General features: G+C 31.6%; 18 protein-coding genes and 1 tRNA gene. 18 read left to right on the top strand and 1 reads right to left on the bottom strand.

Annotated features, from left to right (window positions below; translation table 11 throughout):
- Positions 1-20 precede the first annotated feature (20 nt).
- From BN2409_RS15635 to BN2409_RS15625, 3 genes are all read left to right on the top strand, one after another.
- Entirely contained in the window at positions 21-1625 is a 1605-nt protein-coding gene (locus BN2409_RS15635) for an ABC transporter substrate-binding protein (protein ID WP_053957534.1), read from the top strand.
- 112 nt (positions 1626-1737) lie between these two features.
- Positions 1738-1822, top strand: a tRNA-Leu gene (locus BN2409_RS15630).
- A 161-nt stretch (positions 1823-1983) separates the two neighbouring features.
- The gene (locus BN2409_RS15625) at positions 1984-2844 is read left to right on the top strand and encodes a C40 family peptidase (protein ID WP_053957533.1); all 861 of its coding nucleotides are present in this window, start codon (positions 1984-1986) and stop codon (positions 2842-2844) included.
- A 45-nt stretch (positions 2845-2889) separates the two neighbouring features.
- On the opposite strand, the gene BN2409_RS15620 is transcribed toward BN2409_RS15625, so the two are convergent.
- Positions 2890-3426, bottom strand: a complete 537-nt coding sequence (locus BN2409_RS15620; protein ID WP_053957532.1) for a lytic transglycosylase domain-containing protein — start codon at positions 3424-3426, stop codon at positions 2890-2892.
- Positions 3427-3552: 126 nt separating this feature from the next.
- Between BN2409_RS15620 and BN2409_RS15615 the strand changes: the two genes are divergently transcribed.
- The 15 genes from BN2409_RS15615 (at position 3553) to mreD (ending at position 15664) form a co-directional block, all read left to right on the top strand.
- Positions 3553-4608 carry a DNA polymerase IV gene (locus BN2409_RS15615; protein ID WP_053957531.1) on the top strand — a complete coding sequence of 352 codons (1056 nt, stop codon included), beginning with the start codon at positions 3553-3555 and terminating at the stop codon, positions 4606-4608.
- Positions 4609-4623: 15 nt separating this feature from the next.
- Positions 4624-5472, top strand: a complete 849-nt coding sequence (locus BN2409_RS15610) for an SPOR domain-containing protein (protein ID WP_053957530.1) — start codon at positions 4624-4626, stop codon at positions 5470-5472.
- A 245-nt stretch (positions 5473-5717) separates the two neighbouring features.
- Positions 5718-7040 (top strand): electron transport complex subunit RsxC, encoded by a 1323-nt coding sequence (rsxC, locus tag BN2409_RS15605; protein ID WP_053957529.1) that lies wholly within the window; start codon positions 5718-5720, stop codon positions 7038-7040.
- A gap of 17 nt (positions 7041-7057) precedes the next feature.
- Positions 7058-7993, top strand: coding sequence for an RnfABCDGE type electron transport complex subunit D (locus tag BN2409_RS15600; RefSeq protein ID WP_053957528.1), 936 nt, complete (start codon positions 7058-7060; stop codon positions 7991-7993).
- On the top strand, positions 7994-8554 hold the full coding sequence (locus BN2409_RS15595; RefSeq protein WP_053957527.1) for an RnfABCDGE type electron transport complex subunit G: 561 nt from the start codon (positions 7994-7996) through the stop codon (positions 8552-8554). It begins immediately after the preceding gene.
- A gap of 16 nt (positions 8555-8570) precedes the next feature.
- Positions 8571-9173, top strand: a complete 603-nt coding sequence (rsxE, locus tag BN2409_RS15590; RefSeq protein WP_053957526.1) for an electron transport complex subunit RsxE — start codon at positions 8571-8573, stop codon at positions 9171-9173.
- Between the two features lie 15 nt (positions 9174-9188).
- The gene (gene rsxA / locus BN2409_RS15585) at positions 9189-9770 is read left to right on the top strand and encodes an electron transport complex subunit RsxA (protein WP_053957525.1); all 582 of its coding nucleotides are present in this window, start codon (positions 9189-9191) and stop codon (positions 9768-9770) included.
- Between the two features lie 13 nt (positions 9771-9783).
- Positions 9784-10767 (top strand): RnfABCDGE type electron transport complex subunit B, encoded by a 984-nt coding sequence (rnfB, locus tag BN2409_RS15580; RefSeq protein ID WP_053957524.1) that lies wholly within the window; start codon positions 9784-9786, stop codon positions 10765-10767.
- A 197-nt stretch (positions 10768-10964) separates the two neighbouring features.
- The gene (locus tag BN2409_RS15575) at positions 10965-11342 is read left to right on the top strand and encodes a NusG domain II-containing protein (RefSeq protein WP_053957523.1); all 378 of its coding nucleotides are present in this window, start codon (positions 10965-10967) and stop codon (positions 11340-11342) included.
- A 15-nt stretch (positions 11343-11357) separates the two neighbouring features.
- Positions 11358-11888 carry a Gx transporter family protein gene (locus BN2409_RS15570; protein ID WP_053957522.1) on the top strand — a complete coding sequence of 177 codons (531 nt, stop codon included), beginning with the start codon at positions 11358-11360 and terminating at the stop codon, positions 11886-11888.
- A 48-nt stretch (positions 11889-11936) separates the two neighbouring features.
- Positions 11937-12515 (top strand): nucleoside triphosphate pyrophosphatase, encoded by a 579-nt coding sequence (locus tag BN2409_RS15565; RefSeq protein WP_053957521.1) that lies wholly within the window; start codon positions 11937-11939, stop codon positions 12513-12515.
- 13 nt (positions 12516-12528) lie between these two features.
- Complete coding sequence (gene radC, locus BN2409_RS15560; RefSeq protein ID WP_053957520.1) at positions 12529-13218, top strand: RadC family protein; 690 nt, start codon at positions 12529-12531, stop codon at positions 13216-13218.
- A gap of 25 nt (positions 13219-13243) precedes the next feature.
- Positions 13244-14278 (top strand): rod shape-determining protein, encoded by a 1035-nt coding sequence (locus BN2409_RS15555; RefSeq protein WP_053957519.1) that lies wholly within the window; start codon positions 13244-13246, stop codon positions 14276-14278.
- Positions 14279-14322: 44 nt separating this feature from the next.
- Entirely contained in the window at positions 14323-15141 is an 819-nt protein-coding gene (gene mreC / locus BN2409_RS15550) for a rod shape-determining protein MreC (protein WP_242847977.1), read from the top strand.
- Positions 15142-15163: 22 nt separating this feature from the next.
- Positions 15164-15664 carry a rod shape-determining protein MreD gene (gene mreD / locus BN2409_RS15545; RefSeq protein WP_053957517.1) on the top strand — a complete coding sequence of 167 codons (501 nt, stop codon included), beginning with the start codon at positions 15164-15166 and terminating at the stop codon, positions 15662-15664.
- Positions 15665-15666: the final 2 nt, after the last annotated feature.

Here is a 15666-nt window from a genome sequence, read left to right as displayed (position 1 = left end):
CTAGTAATGGAGGGAATTGAGTGAAGTATATTAAAAAATTTTTTTGCGGTTTTCTTTTACTGTGTATTGTAATGTTATCTGCATGTGCAGATAAAAATGAGAATCAACCCTTTACTGAAAAAGAAATGATAAAAAGTAGTGAGCCAGTAGCAGGAGGGCAATTAAGAATCCCTGCTATTGGGTTATCTACTTTAAATCCTATTATAAATGATAATGAAAGTATATATCATGTTAATAATTTGATTTATGAAGGGCTTATGAAGCTAGATGAAAATGGAAAGGCCCAACCTGTGTTAGCTAAAAGCTGGTATTTATCAGATGGAAATACTTTAGTATTTGAATTAAGAGATGATGTAGTTTGGCATGATGGACAAGCTTTTTCTGCAGAAGATGTAAAATTTACTATAGACACACTAAAATTAGCAGGAGGAGCATCTGTTTATAAAGTTTATACAGATCATATACAAAGTGCCCAAGTACTAGATAATTATAGGATTCTTATTATTTTTGATGATCCTCATTATAGTGCTATTGAAAATTTTATCTTTCCGATTATTCCAAAGCATCAATTTAAGGATTCTAAAAAAGTATATGAAGTCAAGAATATAACTCCTATTGGAACAGGTTCTTATAAGATAGGAAAGTATAATAAATATAAAGATATAGAATTAGTCGTAAATGATCAGTATTGGGGTAAAAAACCTTATATATCATCTATTTTAGCAAAAAAAGTACCAGATAAAGAAGCGGCACTTACTACTGTAGAGGCAAATGAAGGAGATGTAGCAAGTGCTATGAATTTTGATTGGGAAAAATATAGTGAAAATAAGGATTTAAAGATTTATGAGTATGTTACTCAAGAATATGAATTTTTAGGGTTTAATTTTAGAAATACGCTTCTTGCAGATAAAAAAATGAGAAAAGTTTTTGCTTATACCATTGACAGACATGATCTGATAGATGAAGTGTATTTAGGACATGCAACTTTAGTAGATGTCCCTATTTCCCCTTCTTCTTATTTGTATCAAGAGGAACAAAAAAAATACGGAAAAGATCTTGCAAAAGCAAAAAATTTATTGAAAGAATTAGGATGGATTAAAAAACAGAATAACTCTTATTTAGAAAATGAAACTGGACAAAATTTGAAAATTTCTATATTGGTTAATGAAGAGAACATACAAAGAGTAAAAGCAGCAGAAGGAATAGCATCTGATTTAAAAGAGATCGGTATAGATGTATCTATTCATGCAGTGAATTTCAAAGAATATGAAAGAAAAATTTATGCAGGTCAATTTGATTTATTATTAGGAGGATGGAAACTTTTAGAAAATGAAAATTTAAGCTTTTTATTTCACTCAAGTTATATAAGAAGTACAAATTTTATACAATATAGTAACCCTAATATGGATCAGATTTTAAATGAAATGGCAGGAATACAAGATGAAGCGTTAAGAAGAAAGAAATATGAAAAGTTTCAAAAACTATTTGTAGAAGAAATACCTTATTTGAGCTTGTATTTTAAAAATAGTTCTATTATTGTACGAGGTCGAGTAAAAGGAGACATTTTACCAACAAATTCAAATATTTATAACAATATTGAGAATTGGTATATTCAACAAAAATAATAAAAATTTGTTAATGCAAGTAGTTCTCATGGGAAATTGGAAATTTTTTAAAAAAATATTGACAATATATAAAAAGTTGATTATACTATCTAAGTAATATAATTATAAAAAGGCGAGAGTGCTGGAATCGGCAGACAGGCACGTTTGAGGGGCGTGTGTCTTATGGCGTACGGGTTCAAGTCCCGTCTCTCGCACCAATAAGCATATAACTACTCTTAAAGAGTAGTTTTTTTATTGCGATTTTTTTCTAAAAAAAGAAGGATTTCTAAAAAATATGTAGAATATAGTAAAAGTCAAATTAAATTCGTAAACATCAAACAATAAGAATTATAAATAATAAACAATAGGGGGGCGAAAAATGATAAAATGGATCAAGCCTGTAGCTGTTACTATGATGATAGGAGCTTTTACTTTTGGAATGGGATCTTTTTCTTATGGACAAGGAATAGGAACGGTTACAGGGACATCTGTTAATGTAAGACAACAGCCAAGTACAGATGCACAAAAGATTATTAGTTTAAAAAATGGAGATAATGTTCAAATTATGAATGATAAAGGAGATTGGTATCAAATTTCTTTTGATAATAAAGAGGGCTGGATTCATAAAGATTATGTAAAAGCAAAAATGCAAATCACAGGAAATGGTGTAAATTTAAGAGTAGCGCCTTCTACTGATTGTGAGGTATCAGGAACTTTAAGTGGAGGAACACTTGTAGAAGTAAAAAGTACTGAACAAGATTGGTATGCAGTACAAACAGAAGATGGACAAATTGGATGGGTTTATAGCAAATATGTGGGAGAAGTAAAAAATGAGCCGGTTGTGTCGAGAGGAAGTCATAATGTTCAAGTGGACAAGCTTCTTCAAACAGCTATGAGTTTAAGAGGAAAACCATATTCTTATGGATCTAATGGACCAAATGCATTTGATTGCTCTGGATTTACATCTTATGTATATAGACAAAATGGCATTAAAATTGATAGGGATTCAAGAAGTCAAGCTACAAATGGAGTAAAGGTATCAAAAGAAGAACTTCAAAGGGGAGATTTAGTATTTTTTGATACATCTGATAATGGTAGTATCAATCATGTAGGAATATACATAGGAAATGGAAATTTCATTCATGCTTCATCAGGAAAAGCAGGGTCTGTAACTATATCGGGGTTAGATGATTCTTTTTATAGACATAGATATATTACAGCTAGAAGAATTTTAAAATAAAAAAAGCGGATATAAAAACATCCTACTAATTTTAGTAGGATGTTTTTATTCATATATATTTTTAAGAGATAAAACTTTTTTGACATAATTTTGTGTCTCGTTAAAGGGAGGTATTCCATTATATTTTTCTACATTGGAAGGACCTGCATTGTATGCTGCTAAAGCAAGGGAGGTATTTCCATTATATTGATCTAAAAGATTCTTGAGGTATTTGGTTCCTCCATATATATTTTGTACAGGATCCCATGGATTAGAAACTCCAAGACCCTTTGCAGTATCAGGCATAAGTTGCATAAGTCCTTGTGCACCTACTTGTGATTTGGCATATGGATTAAAAGATGATTCAGCATGAATCACTGCCTTGATTAAACTGGCGTCTATATTATATTTTTTAGCTACAGTTTCTATAATTGTTTCATATTTTTTATGATCTAAATTTGAAGTTTCTTCTATTTGGTTATTGAATACATCTTCAAAATTAGTAGAAGAATTAGTATGGATTAAATTTACACCAGATGGTAATCTACTTTGTATATCAGCCAATTTTTGATTAAATATGGACTGAACAGAATTAATTTTCATGGTAAAGACTCCTTTTGATATTTTTATAAGATATAAGAAAAGTGTAAGTTGGTTTCTTATTATCTATATCGGATATTTGATACAATATATTTAGAAAAAGATAAAACAATTTAGTGAGGGATGAATATGGAAAGAGACATTATTCATATTGACATGGATGCTTTTTATGCATCTATAGAACAAAGGGATCATAAGGATTATAGAAATAAGCCTATTGCAGTAGGAGGAGATCCAAAAGAAAGAGGAGTTGTTTGTACAGCCTCTTATGAGGCTAGAAAATATGGTGTTAGGTCTGCTATGCCTTCCAAGCAAGCTAAAAAACTATGTCCACACTTAATTTTTGTGCCTGTTAAAATGGAAAAATATTTAGAAGTATCCCAAAATATTCATAATATTCTTGAAGAATATACAGAATTTATTGAACCTATTTCTATAGACGAAGCTTTTTTAGATGTAACGGGAGGAGATCCTATATTCATTGGACAGGAAATCAAAAAAAGAATACAAGATGAAATAGGAATTACAGCTTCGGTAGGGATATCTATTAATAAATATTTAGCAAAACTTGCATCTGATTATGAAAAACCAAATGGTTTTACTATTATTAAAAAAGATGAAATAGAAAAATTTTTAGGGCCTTTACCTATTAGAAAATTATGGGGAGTGGGGCCTAAGACAGAAAAAGAGCTACACAAATTAGGTTTATATCATATAGAAGATATTTTAAGATATAATCCTCAAATATTGAAGAAAAAATTTGGAAAAAAAGGATTGGAATTATTTCAATATGCAAAAGGAAAAGATGATAGGAGTGTAGAAAATAAAAATAGAACAAAATCAATAGGAGAAGAAAGCACTTTAAAAAAGGATACTAGAGATTTAAAAATTTTAAAAGAATTTATAAAAAATCATTGTAAACAAATAGAGGATAGACTTAATAACAAAAAATTAACAGTAAGAACTATTACTTTAAAAATAAAATATGAGGATTTTACTTCTATTACAAGAAGTCAAACACTGCCTCATTATACAAATACATATGAAGAACTGTATCAAGTAAGTGAGATGATGCTTGTAAAAAAAATTAGTTTTGAAAAAAAGATTAGACTCATAGGAGTACAAGTATCTAACATTTTATATCCAAATGATCCTATCCAAATGAAAATAGAAGATATTTTTTAAAAGGGGGAGTGGGAAATGAGACTAAAAAGAAATAGAATAAGAAAAGAGAATGAAGGAAAAAAAATAGGGATTGTTTTTTCTTTAGGATTGTTAATTTTTTTATCTATTGGATTTGGTTTTTTGTTGACTCAGCATATTATCATACCTTCTTTTTTTAATCATCACGTACAGGAGAAAAGAATAGTGAAACAAGCCAAACCAGAGAAAATACAAGGAAAAAAAGAAGAAGAACAAGCTTCTACAAATCAAATAAACACAATGAGTTTAAAGGGGCTTGATATCTTTAGTGTTCAAATAGGAAGTTTTTCCACCAAGGAAAATGCACAGAATATGTTAGATCAGTTATATGAAAGAAAAATGCCTGGCTTTATATTGGAAGAAAAAGGATATAAAGTCATTGCTGGAGTAATGACGGATCGAAATAGTGCAGATGTTTTTATGAAAAATATAAAGGTAGACTATGAAGAAACTTTTGTATGGAGTAGAAGCATACCTGATAAAATTATTCAGTATCACAAAGACGATGAAAAGTATATACAGATTTTGAAAGAGGAAAATGAAAAATTTGTAGAAATATTAAAGAGTATTGGAAATAAAATACAAGAACAAAAAAATACAGGAAAAATACAATCATTTCAAGTAGATATAGATAGTTTAAATGAAATAGAAAAGAAAGCAAACCAAGAGAAAATTTCTAAAGATTTAAAAAAGATGCATGATGAATGGATGAATAGGATAAAAGATTTTTCAAAAGAATTGACAGAAGCTTTAAAAAATCAAGACAATCCATTGTTTGAGGTGGAAAATGTTTTTATAAAAAATTTATACAAATATTTAAAATTTATGACCGCTCATGAGAGTTAGAAGAAATTTGAATAAAAACATTAGGATTTGATTTTTAAAAAAGTAAAAAGAAAAAGCGTGAAATAAATGTGAATAAATTCTAATTTTTAAGTATATTTTGTGAATTGTAAATTAAAGACATGACTATGAAGTTTCATTGACTTTTTTAGACATAGAAGTTAATATATAATTAGCGTGCTAAGTCATCATTGCCTGTGGTTATAAATTATTTTAAATTAATTTTATGAAATAAGGGGTGAACATAAATGAATCTTTTATCCTTCAGAGGAGGGGTACATCCTCCTCACTATAAGGAAGCAACAGAAAGAATTAAAGTAGAAAAAGCAAACGAACCAACTCGTGTAGCGATCCCTCTTCAACAACACATTGGGGCTCCTTGTGAAGCTTTAGTAAAGGTTGGAGACCATGTAAAAGTAGGACAAAAAATAGGAGAAGCAAAAGCTTTTGTTTCTGCACCAATCCACAGTAGTATATCAGGTCAAGTAAAACAAATTACAAAAATGCTTACGCCCACAGGAGAAGCACAATGTATTGTTATTGAATCTGATGGTTTAAATGAAGTTCATGAAAGCGTTATACCAAAAGGAGACATTGATAGTTTATCTGGAAAAGAGATCTTAGAGATCATTAAAGAAGCAGGTATTGTAGGGATGGGAGGAGCAGCTTTCCCAACTCATGTAAAACTATCTCCTCCACCAGATAAGAAAATTGACACGATTGTCTTAAATGGTGCAGAGTGTGAACCGTATCTAACAGCTGACCACAGATTGATGTTAGAAAATCCACAAAGTATTATTTATGGATTAAAAGCAATGATGAAAGCTACAAATGTTTCTAAAGCGTATATAGGTATAGAAGATAATAAACCTGATGCCATTGAAAGCATGAAAAATGCAGCAAAAGATGAGGCATCTATTGAGGTTGTGGGTCTTAGAACAAAATATCCTCAAGGAGCTGAAAAACAACTGATTTATGCCTGTACACAAAGAGAAGTTCCATCAGGAGGACTTCCAATGGATGCGGGAGTGATTGTAAATAACGTAGGAACTGCATCAGCAATTGCTAATGCAATTCAAACTGGAATGCCTTTGATCGAAAGAATTGCAACTATTACAGGAAAAGGTATTAAAGAACCTAAAAATTTATTAATTAAAATAGGTACACCTTTTAAAGAAATCATTGAACAATGTGGAGGATACAATGGAACTGTAGGAAAACTAATCATGGGAGGACCTATGATGGGGCTTGCACAACATACAGATGAGATTCCTGCAATCAAAGGAACATCTGGTATATTAGTACTCAGTCCAGAGGAAGCAAGACTTCCTGAACCTACATCATGTATTAAGTGTGGCAAGTGTGTAGATATTTGTCCAGCTTTCTTACAACCATTATATGTAAGTGCTTATTCCCTAAAAGGTATGTATGACACAGCTGAGAAATATCGAGCTCTTGATTGTATAGAATGTGGTTCTTGTTCATTTATTTGTCCATCAAAGAGACCACTACTTCAATCCATTCGAGTAGCCAAACGAGAAATCGTAGCCAAAAAGAAAAAGAGTAAGTAATGGGAGGGAATAGGAATATGGAGAATCGACTTATTGTATCTTCGTCTCCTCATATTAGATCTAATGAGACTACAAATAAGATCATGAGAGACGTTGTTATTGCATTGTTGCCTGCAACATTAGCAGGTGTATATTTTTTTAGAATGGGAGCAGTAAAAGTAATTTTAGCAGCTGTCATTGCAGCTGTGTTAACAGAAGCTGCTGTCCAAAAAATTTGTAAAAAACCAGTTACTATTAATGACTGGAGTGCTGTTGTAACAGGATTATTATTGGCTTTTAATATTCCAGCGAGTGCCCCTTGGTGGCTTCCAGCAATAGGTTCAGTATTTGCTATTGCTATTGTAAAGCAAGTATTTGGAGGGGTAGGACATAACTTTATGAACCCAGCACTAGCTGCTCGTGCCATGCTTTTAGCTTCTTGGCCAGTACAAATGACAGCTTGGGTAAAACCAGGAACTGATGCTGTAAGTACAGCAACTCCACTAGCTATTTTAGGAGGAGAAGCAAAAGAAGCATTACCATCATTAGCAGATTTAATTATTGGGAATGTTGGTGGATGTATTGGAGAAACTTCTGCTATTTTATTAATACTTGGAGGAATTTATCTTGTATATAGAGGTGTTATTACTCCAAAGATTCCAGTTATTTATATCGCTACAGTAGCGGTTCTTACATTTATTTTTGGAGGATTTGATGCACAATTTATGATTTATCAAATCTTTGCAGGTGGTTTAATGTTAGGAGCAATCTATATGGCAACAGATTATGCTTCATCACCTGTAACACCTAAAGGTCAAATAATCTTTGCATTAGGATGTGGGCTATTAACAAGTGTTATCAGAGTATATGGTGGATATCCAGAAGGTGTATCTTATTCTATTCTTTTAATGAACGTAGCTGCACCATTGATTGACAAATACACAAGCCCAAGAGTATTTGGGGAGGTGAAGTAGATGAAAGAAATTATGAAATTAGGAATTATTTTATTAATCATTACAGCTGTGGCTGCTGTAGTACTAGGTTATAGCAATGAAATCACAAAAGAGCCAATCGCAAAGCAAATGGAAGAGGCAAATACAAAGGCTCGTCAAACTGTTTTACCTACAGCTACTGATTTTGAAATGGTAGATCAAGGTGAATTTAATGGATATGAAAATATTGTAGAAGTATATAAAGGAATGAAAGATGGAGAAGTTGTAGGATACACTGTAAAAACAAATCCAAAAGGATATGGTGGAGAAGTAGAAGTGATGGTAGGAATTACTGCTGATAGTGTAATTAGTGGTGTAAATATAGGAAGCCATCAAGAAACTCCAGGTCTTGGTGCAAAAGCATCTGGAGAATTTAAAGATCAATATAATGACAAAAGTGCAGAAAGTGACTTAGAAGTTATTAAGGCGGGAACACCTAAAGATAATGAAATTATGGCTATTTCAGGAGCTACTATTACATCAAGAGCAGTAACTACAGGTGTAAATAGTGCAATTAAATTATTTAATGAAAAATTAAAGTAGTTTTGGAGGTGACGAAATGAATTTAGGAAAAATATTTATGACGGGGATTTTATTTGAAAATCCAACTTTTATACAAATGTTAGGAATGTGTCCAACACTAGCTGTTACTACTTCAGCTGAAAATGGTGTAGGAATGGGACTTGCAACAACTGCTGTATTATTAGGATCAAACGTTGTAATTTCATTATTAAAAAAGGTTATACCTAGTAAGATTCGTATACCAGCATTCGTTGTTGTTATTGCGACATTCGTGACAGTAGTAGGTCTAATGTTAAAAGCCTTTGTTCCAGCATTAGATGCTTCATTAGGACTTTTTATTCCATTAATTGTTGTTAACTGTATCATTTTAGGAAGAGCAGAAGCTTTTGCTTCTAAAAACTCTGTAATTGCTTCAGCTGTAGATGGTATTGGTATGGGACTTGGATTTACTATATCCCTTACTATTTTAGGAAGTGTAAGAGAAATATTAGGAGCAGGTTCTATATTTGGGCATGCTATATTTGGAGCTTCTTATCAACCAGCTTTAATTATGATTCTTCCTCCTGGTGCGTTCCTTGCATTAGCTTTATTACTAGTTCTTTTAAGATTTATTCAATCTAAGAAAGCAAATCAAAATTAAAGGAGGAGAAAGAATATGTCTATAGGCGGATTATTTGTTATACTTGTAAGCAGTATACTTGTAAACAACTTTGTACTTTCCAAGTTCTTAGGAATTTGTCCATTTTTAGGAGTATCCAAACAAGTTGAAACTGCTACAGGAATGGGAATGGCTGTTACTTTTGTTATGACCATTGCATCTATTGTTACATGGATTATTCAAAAGTTTATATTGGTTCCTTATGGATTAGAATTTTTACAAACAATAGCTTTTATTTTAGTTATTGCGGCATTGGTTCAATTTGTAGAGATGGTTATTCAAAAGGTAAGTCCTACTCTATATCAAGCACTAGGAGTATATTTACCACTGATTACTACAAACTGTGCTGTACTTGGGGTTGCAATTTTAAATATTCAATCTGATTATAATTTAATTGAAACGATTGTAAATGGTGTTGGAGCTGCAATTGGATTTTCTCTTGCAATCATTTTATTTGCAGGAATCAGAGAAAAACTTGAGATTTCAGATGTACCTGAACTATTTAAAGGTTTTCCAATTGCATTAATTACTGCAAGCTTGATGTCTATTGCCTTTTTAGGTTTCGCAGGACTTGTATAAGGAGGGAAAAAATATGGATATTTCAACATTAGTAGGCCCAGTAGTCAGTTTAGGCGGAATGGGTCTAGTGTTCGGAGCAGGACTTGCATATGCTTCTCAAAAATTTGCTGTAGAAGTAGATCCTAGAATCACTGCAATTGGAGAAGCACTTCCAGGAGCAAACTGTGGAGGATGTGGATACCCAGGATGTGGAGGACTTGCAAGCGCTATCGTTGAAGGAAAAGCACCTGTAAATGGTTGTCCTGTTGGAGGAAGTGAATGTGCTGCTAAAATTGCAGAAATCATGGGAGTGTCTGCAGGAGATAATGTAAAAAAAGTAGCTAGAGTGATTTGTAATGGTACTCATGCAAACTGTAAAGAAAAATTTGATTACTCAGGAATTAAAGACTGTAAGGCAGCGGCAATGGTGAGCGGTGGAAGTAAAAGCTGTGCTTATGGATGTTTAGGACTAGGAACTTGTGTAACCGTATGTCCTTTTGATGCGATTCATGTTACAAAAGATGGAGTAGCAAAAGTAGACCCAGAAAAATGTACTTCATGTGGAAAATGTATAGAAGCATGTCCTAAAAATGTAATTGATTTAGTACCTTATGAACAAAATGTAGTAGTAGATTGTAACAATAAAGAGAGAGGTAAATCAGTAAAAGATAATTGTTCTGTAGGATGTATTGGTTGTCAACTTTGTGTAAGATCTTGTCCTTTTGAAGCCATTACATTTGAAAATAATCTTGCAAAGATTGATTATTCTAAATGTAAAAATTGTATGATTTGTGCTGAAAAATGTCCAACAGGAGCTATATATGCAAACTTTGAACAAAGAAAAAAAGCTGAGATTGTTGCTGAAAATTGTATAGGATGTACCATTTGTGCAAAACAATGTCCAGTAGATGCAATTGAAGGTGAGTTAAAACAAGTGCATAAAGTATTAGAAGATAAATGTATCGGTTGTGGTGCCTGTGCAGAAAAATGTCCTAAGAAAACAATTGTTATGAAATAAAAGAGCATGCCTTTTGGCATGTTCTTTTATTTCAAGGAAAATTTTGTTCTTTTTCAATATATATTTGCTACTTGTAAAGGGATTACCAAAATGTTAAACTTAAACTATATTGAATAATGGGTCAATATGTGTAAATTTATGTAAAAGTATAATATTAATGTATAAACCCTAAAATATAAATAGCGAGAGATGATAAAATGACAAAATGGGATAAAGTTTTGATAATTTTGGTTATTTTTTTTGCTTTTGGAGGGATGTTTTGGGTAAAATCTTTAACAATTCATGAGGGACAGTTATATGTCATTATTGAAGTAGAGGGAAAAGAATATAAAAAAATTGCCCTAGATGCTAATGGCAAAACTCAAACATTTCATATTCATACATCTTATGGAAATAGTGTCATTGAAGTGGATCAAGACGGGGCAAGGTTTATAGAATCTGATTGCAAAGATCAATTATGTATAAAAATGGGAAAAATTACAAAGAGTAATCAAACAAGCATATGTTTACCCAATAGAATATCTATTAAAGTAGTATCTAAAGAACAATCAGAAATAGATGGAATTAGTTATTAAGGAAAGGACTTTATAATGAAGACAAAGAAGATCTTATATTTATCACTGATTACTACTATTGGGATTGCTTTAAATATTTTAGAATCTTTTATACCATTACCTATTTCAGGAGTTCCAGGAGCAAAGCTAGGGCTTGCAAATATTGTAAATCTAGTCGCTTTAATTGTATTTGGACTAAAGTATGGCCTGATTGTAGGAATACTAAGAAGTATTTTAGCAACATTAGGTACAGGGGCAGTGACAGGTCTTTTTTACAGCTTAGCAGGAGCTATTGTGAGTACAATGATTATGTGGGTGGTTTATAAGTTTTTTTCTAAACAATTTAGTTTAATTGGTGTGAGTATATTTGGAGCATTAGGTCATAATATTGCGCAACTTAGTGTGGCAAGTTTTATGATTCATAATACACTCATATTTACCTATTTACCACTTATGATGCTTATGAGTTTATTTACTGGATATTTTATAGGTCTTAGTTCTAAATATATTTCAAATCATTTAAAAAACATTTTAGGAAATAATAACTATCAAATAAAAAAATTGTAGGTATATTTCATTGTATATTTTTCATTTTAAAGATAGTAGGTGGAAATATTGAGTAAAATCATATTGGCTTCATCTTCTCCTAGAAGAAAAGACATTCTTAGTAGGTTTGACATTCCTTTTGAGGTAAAAACATCATCAATAGAGGAAAAGATCTATGCAGGAGATACACCAAAACAAGTAGCTATGACTTTAGCTTTTGAAAAAGCTATAGAGGTTTCAAAAGAGTGTGAAGCAGGAGATATTGTTATTGCTGCAGATACTATTGTAGTAAAGAATCATATATTAGGAAAACCAAAAAACTATGATGATGCCTTTTGTATGTTAAAAAAATTACAAAATAATATACATTTTGTGATTACAGGTATTGCAGTTATACAAGCACATACTTATAATAAATTTGTAAGCTATGATCAAACAAAAGTGAAAATGAAAGAGTTGACAGATGGGTTGATTAAAAGGTATATTGATACAGGAGAAGTATGGGATAAGGCAGGGGCTTATGCTATACAAGGCAAAGGCTCTGTATTGATAGAATGGATTGAAGGAGATTATTTTAATGTAGTAGGGCTTCCAATAGGAAAGCTTCAAAGTATATTAAGCACATATTTTCACGTAGATCTTATGTAGGATGTGATTGAGTATGGATGCGCATATTTCCATTAGGGAAATGGCGAAGACTGAACGCCCTAGAGAAAAATTATTAAAATGGGGAGTAGAATGTTTATCCAATGCAGAACTTTTGGCTATTTTAATTCGAACCGGTACAAAGGATTTGTCTGCTCTTGATTTAGCCCAGAAGGTATTATCTATAGATCAAGAAGGGTTAAGATACCTAACAAATTGTACTGTAGAAGAATTAAGTAATATTAAAGGAATAGGTATAGCAAAAGCATGTCAAATACTTTCTTCTATTGAACTTGGAAAAAGGCTTGCCTTGAGTAGTTCGAAAGAAAAATATAGTATCACATCGCCAAAGGATGTTTCAAATATACTAATGGAAGAGATGAGATATTATAAAAAAGAATATTTTAAAACGATTCTTTTGAATACGAAAAATGAAATATTGAGTATAGACAATATCTCTATAGGAAGTTTGAATAGTTCATTAGTTCATCCAAGGGAAGTATTTGTAAATGCCATAAAAAAAAGTGTTGCATCTATTATATTAGTTCACAATCATCCTAGTGGAAATCCAAAACCTAGCAGTGAAGATATAAATGTTACAAAAAGATTGATAGAAGCAGGAAAAATTATAGGTATTTACATTTTAGATCATATCATTATTGGAGATGGAAAATATATAAGTTTAAAAGAAAGTAATATGATATAAAGCATTATAGGGAGGAGCAGTATGTATGGCAATGTTTAATTTCTTTTCAAAGGATATGGGAATAGATCTAGGAACAGCAAATACACTTGTATATGTAAGAGGAAGAGGAATCGTAGTAAGAGAACCTTCTGTAGTTGCTATACAAGAAGATACAAAGGAAGTTTTAGCTGTGGGACAAGAGGCAAAACAAATGATAGGAAGAACTCCAGGAAATATCATTGCAATTAGACCACTAAAAGATGGTGTAATTGCTGATTTTGATATTACGCAAAGTATGCTAAAATACTTTATTAAAAGAGCATATCCTAAAAAATCTCTTTTATTTGCACCTAGAGTAGTAGTAGGAGTTCCATCAGGAGTAACGGAAGTAGAAAGAAGATCTGTGGAAGAAGCAGCAATTCAAGCAGGGGCAAGAGAAGCTTATTTAATCGAAGAACCAATGGCTGCTGCTATTGGAGCAGGACTTCCAGTTGAGGAGCCTACAGGAAGTATGGTAGTAGATATTGGAGGAGGAACTACAGAGATTGCTATTATTTCACTAGGAGGAATTGTAACTAGTAGATCTGTAAGAATTGGTGGAGATGAGTTTGATGAATCCATTGTACAGTATATCAAAAAAGAATATAGCTTAATGATTGGAGAAAGAACAGCTGAAGAAATAAAAGTAACAGTAGGATCAGCCTTTCCCAAATTAAAAGAAGATAAAATGTCTATTAGAGGAAGAGATTTAGTTTCTGGTCTTCCAAAAACCCTTACTATATCTTCTACTGAAATTTTAGAAGCACTACATGAGCCGATTAATGCAATTATTGAGGCAATTAAATATACACTTGAAAAGACTCCACCAGAATTAGCATCAGATATTATGGAATTAGGAATTATGCTTACAGGTGGTGGAGCTATGCTAGATGGATTTGATAAGCTTGTTCGTAAAGAAACAGGCATGCCTGTTCATATTGCAGAAGAAGCGCTAGATTGTGTGGCTTTAGGAACAGGAAAAACCATTGAGGAAATTGAAACTTTAAAAAGAGTATTAATTTCTTCCAAAAGACATAGATAAAGTGGTGAATATTTATGGGTAATTGGATAAAAAGGGGAGCTATAATGATAGTAACACTTGTTACTATCATTCTCATTATTATAATAGGCATAACATTAGGAGGAAGAGAAAGAGTATCTTCACCTGAGAATATGATTGGAAAAATTATTACACCTATTCAAAAAATCTTTTATGGTACTGGAAGAGCAATTGGAGATGGAGTGAATTCTTTATTTTCTTTTAGAGAAATTTCAAAAGAAAATAAAGAATTAAAAAAAGAAGTAGAAAAGCTCAATCAAAAGGTGATTCAATTATCTCTTACAAAAGATGAATTGGATGAACTAAAAACTCTTCAAAAAGCACTTAATTATGCAACAGAGCATGCAAAATATAACTATATATCTGCTAGTGTAACAGGAAAGGATTTAGGAAATTGGTTTAATATGTTTACTATTGATGTAGGTTCCAATCAAGGAGTTGTAAAAGGAAGTACGGTTATGAATGGGGAAGGATTAATTGGAAGAGTTTTTGAAGTGGGAGATAATTGGTCCAAGGTGATTACGATTGTGGATAATAAAAGCTCTGTAAGTTTTCAGGTTCTTAGGAATAGTCAATATATTGGAGTGGTGAGGGGAAGTATACAAGAAGGAGAATTTAGAGGAAGTGCACAAGGAGACCTTACAGGATATTTAATTGATCCTCAAGCAGAAGTACTAGTAGGAGATAAATTAATTACTTCAGGACTGAGCACATATGAAAAAGGGATTCCTATTGGACAAATTAAAAAAGTAGTAAAAAAGGAAAATGAGCTTTTAAAAACTATTTTGGTAGAACCAGAAGTAAATTTTAAAAAAATTGATAAAGTATTTATTATTATGCCATAATGAGATTAGAGGGGTTATTGAAATGAAACTGTTTACAGTTTTTATGATTATGATTGTTAATTTTTTCATACAATCTACCTGGCTACAACATTTTAGGCTTTTAGATATTATACCCAATACTACATTGATTATTGTAGTAGTATTTTCTATTTTATGGGGAAAAAAGAAAGGTGCTACAATTGGATTCTTTGCAGGAATGCTTCAAGACATTTTATTGGGAAGTATGATTGGAGCTAATGCTTTAGTTTATATGTTAGTGGGATACAATATTGGTATTTTTGAAAAAAATATATATAAAGATAATCATATTACACCTGTTTTATTTACTATTGCAGGGACTGTTTCCTATCATTTGTTGTATTATGTGATTATGTATCTTACAAAGCATACTTTTGATTTTGTTTTTATTTTTAGAAAAGTTGTGTTGATAGAGATGATTTATAATAGTATAGTATCTATTTTTATTTATAGATGGATCTATAAAATTACTCAATATCCTTATATGAAGGCGAAGATAAGGTGATG

Source organism: Inediibacterium massiliense (assembly GCF_001282725.1).
Lineage (GTDB): Bacteria > Bacillota > Clostridia > Peptostreptococcales > Thermotaleaceae > Anaerophilus > Anaerophilus massiliensis.
The sequence above is the reverse complement of the archived record's forward strand: the minus strand, read 5'-3'. Positions and strand labels throughout refer to the sequence as shown.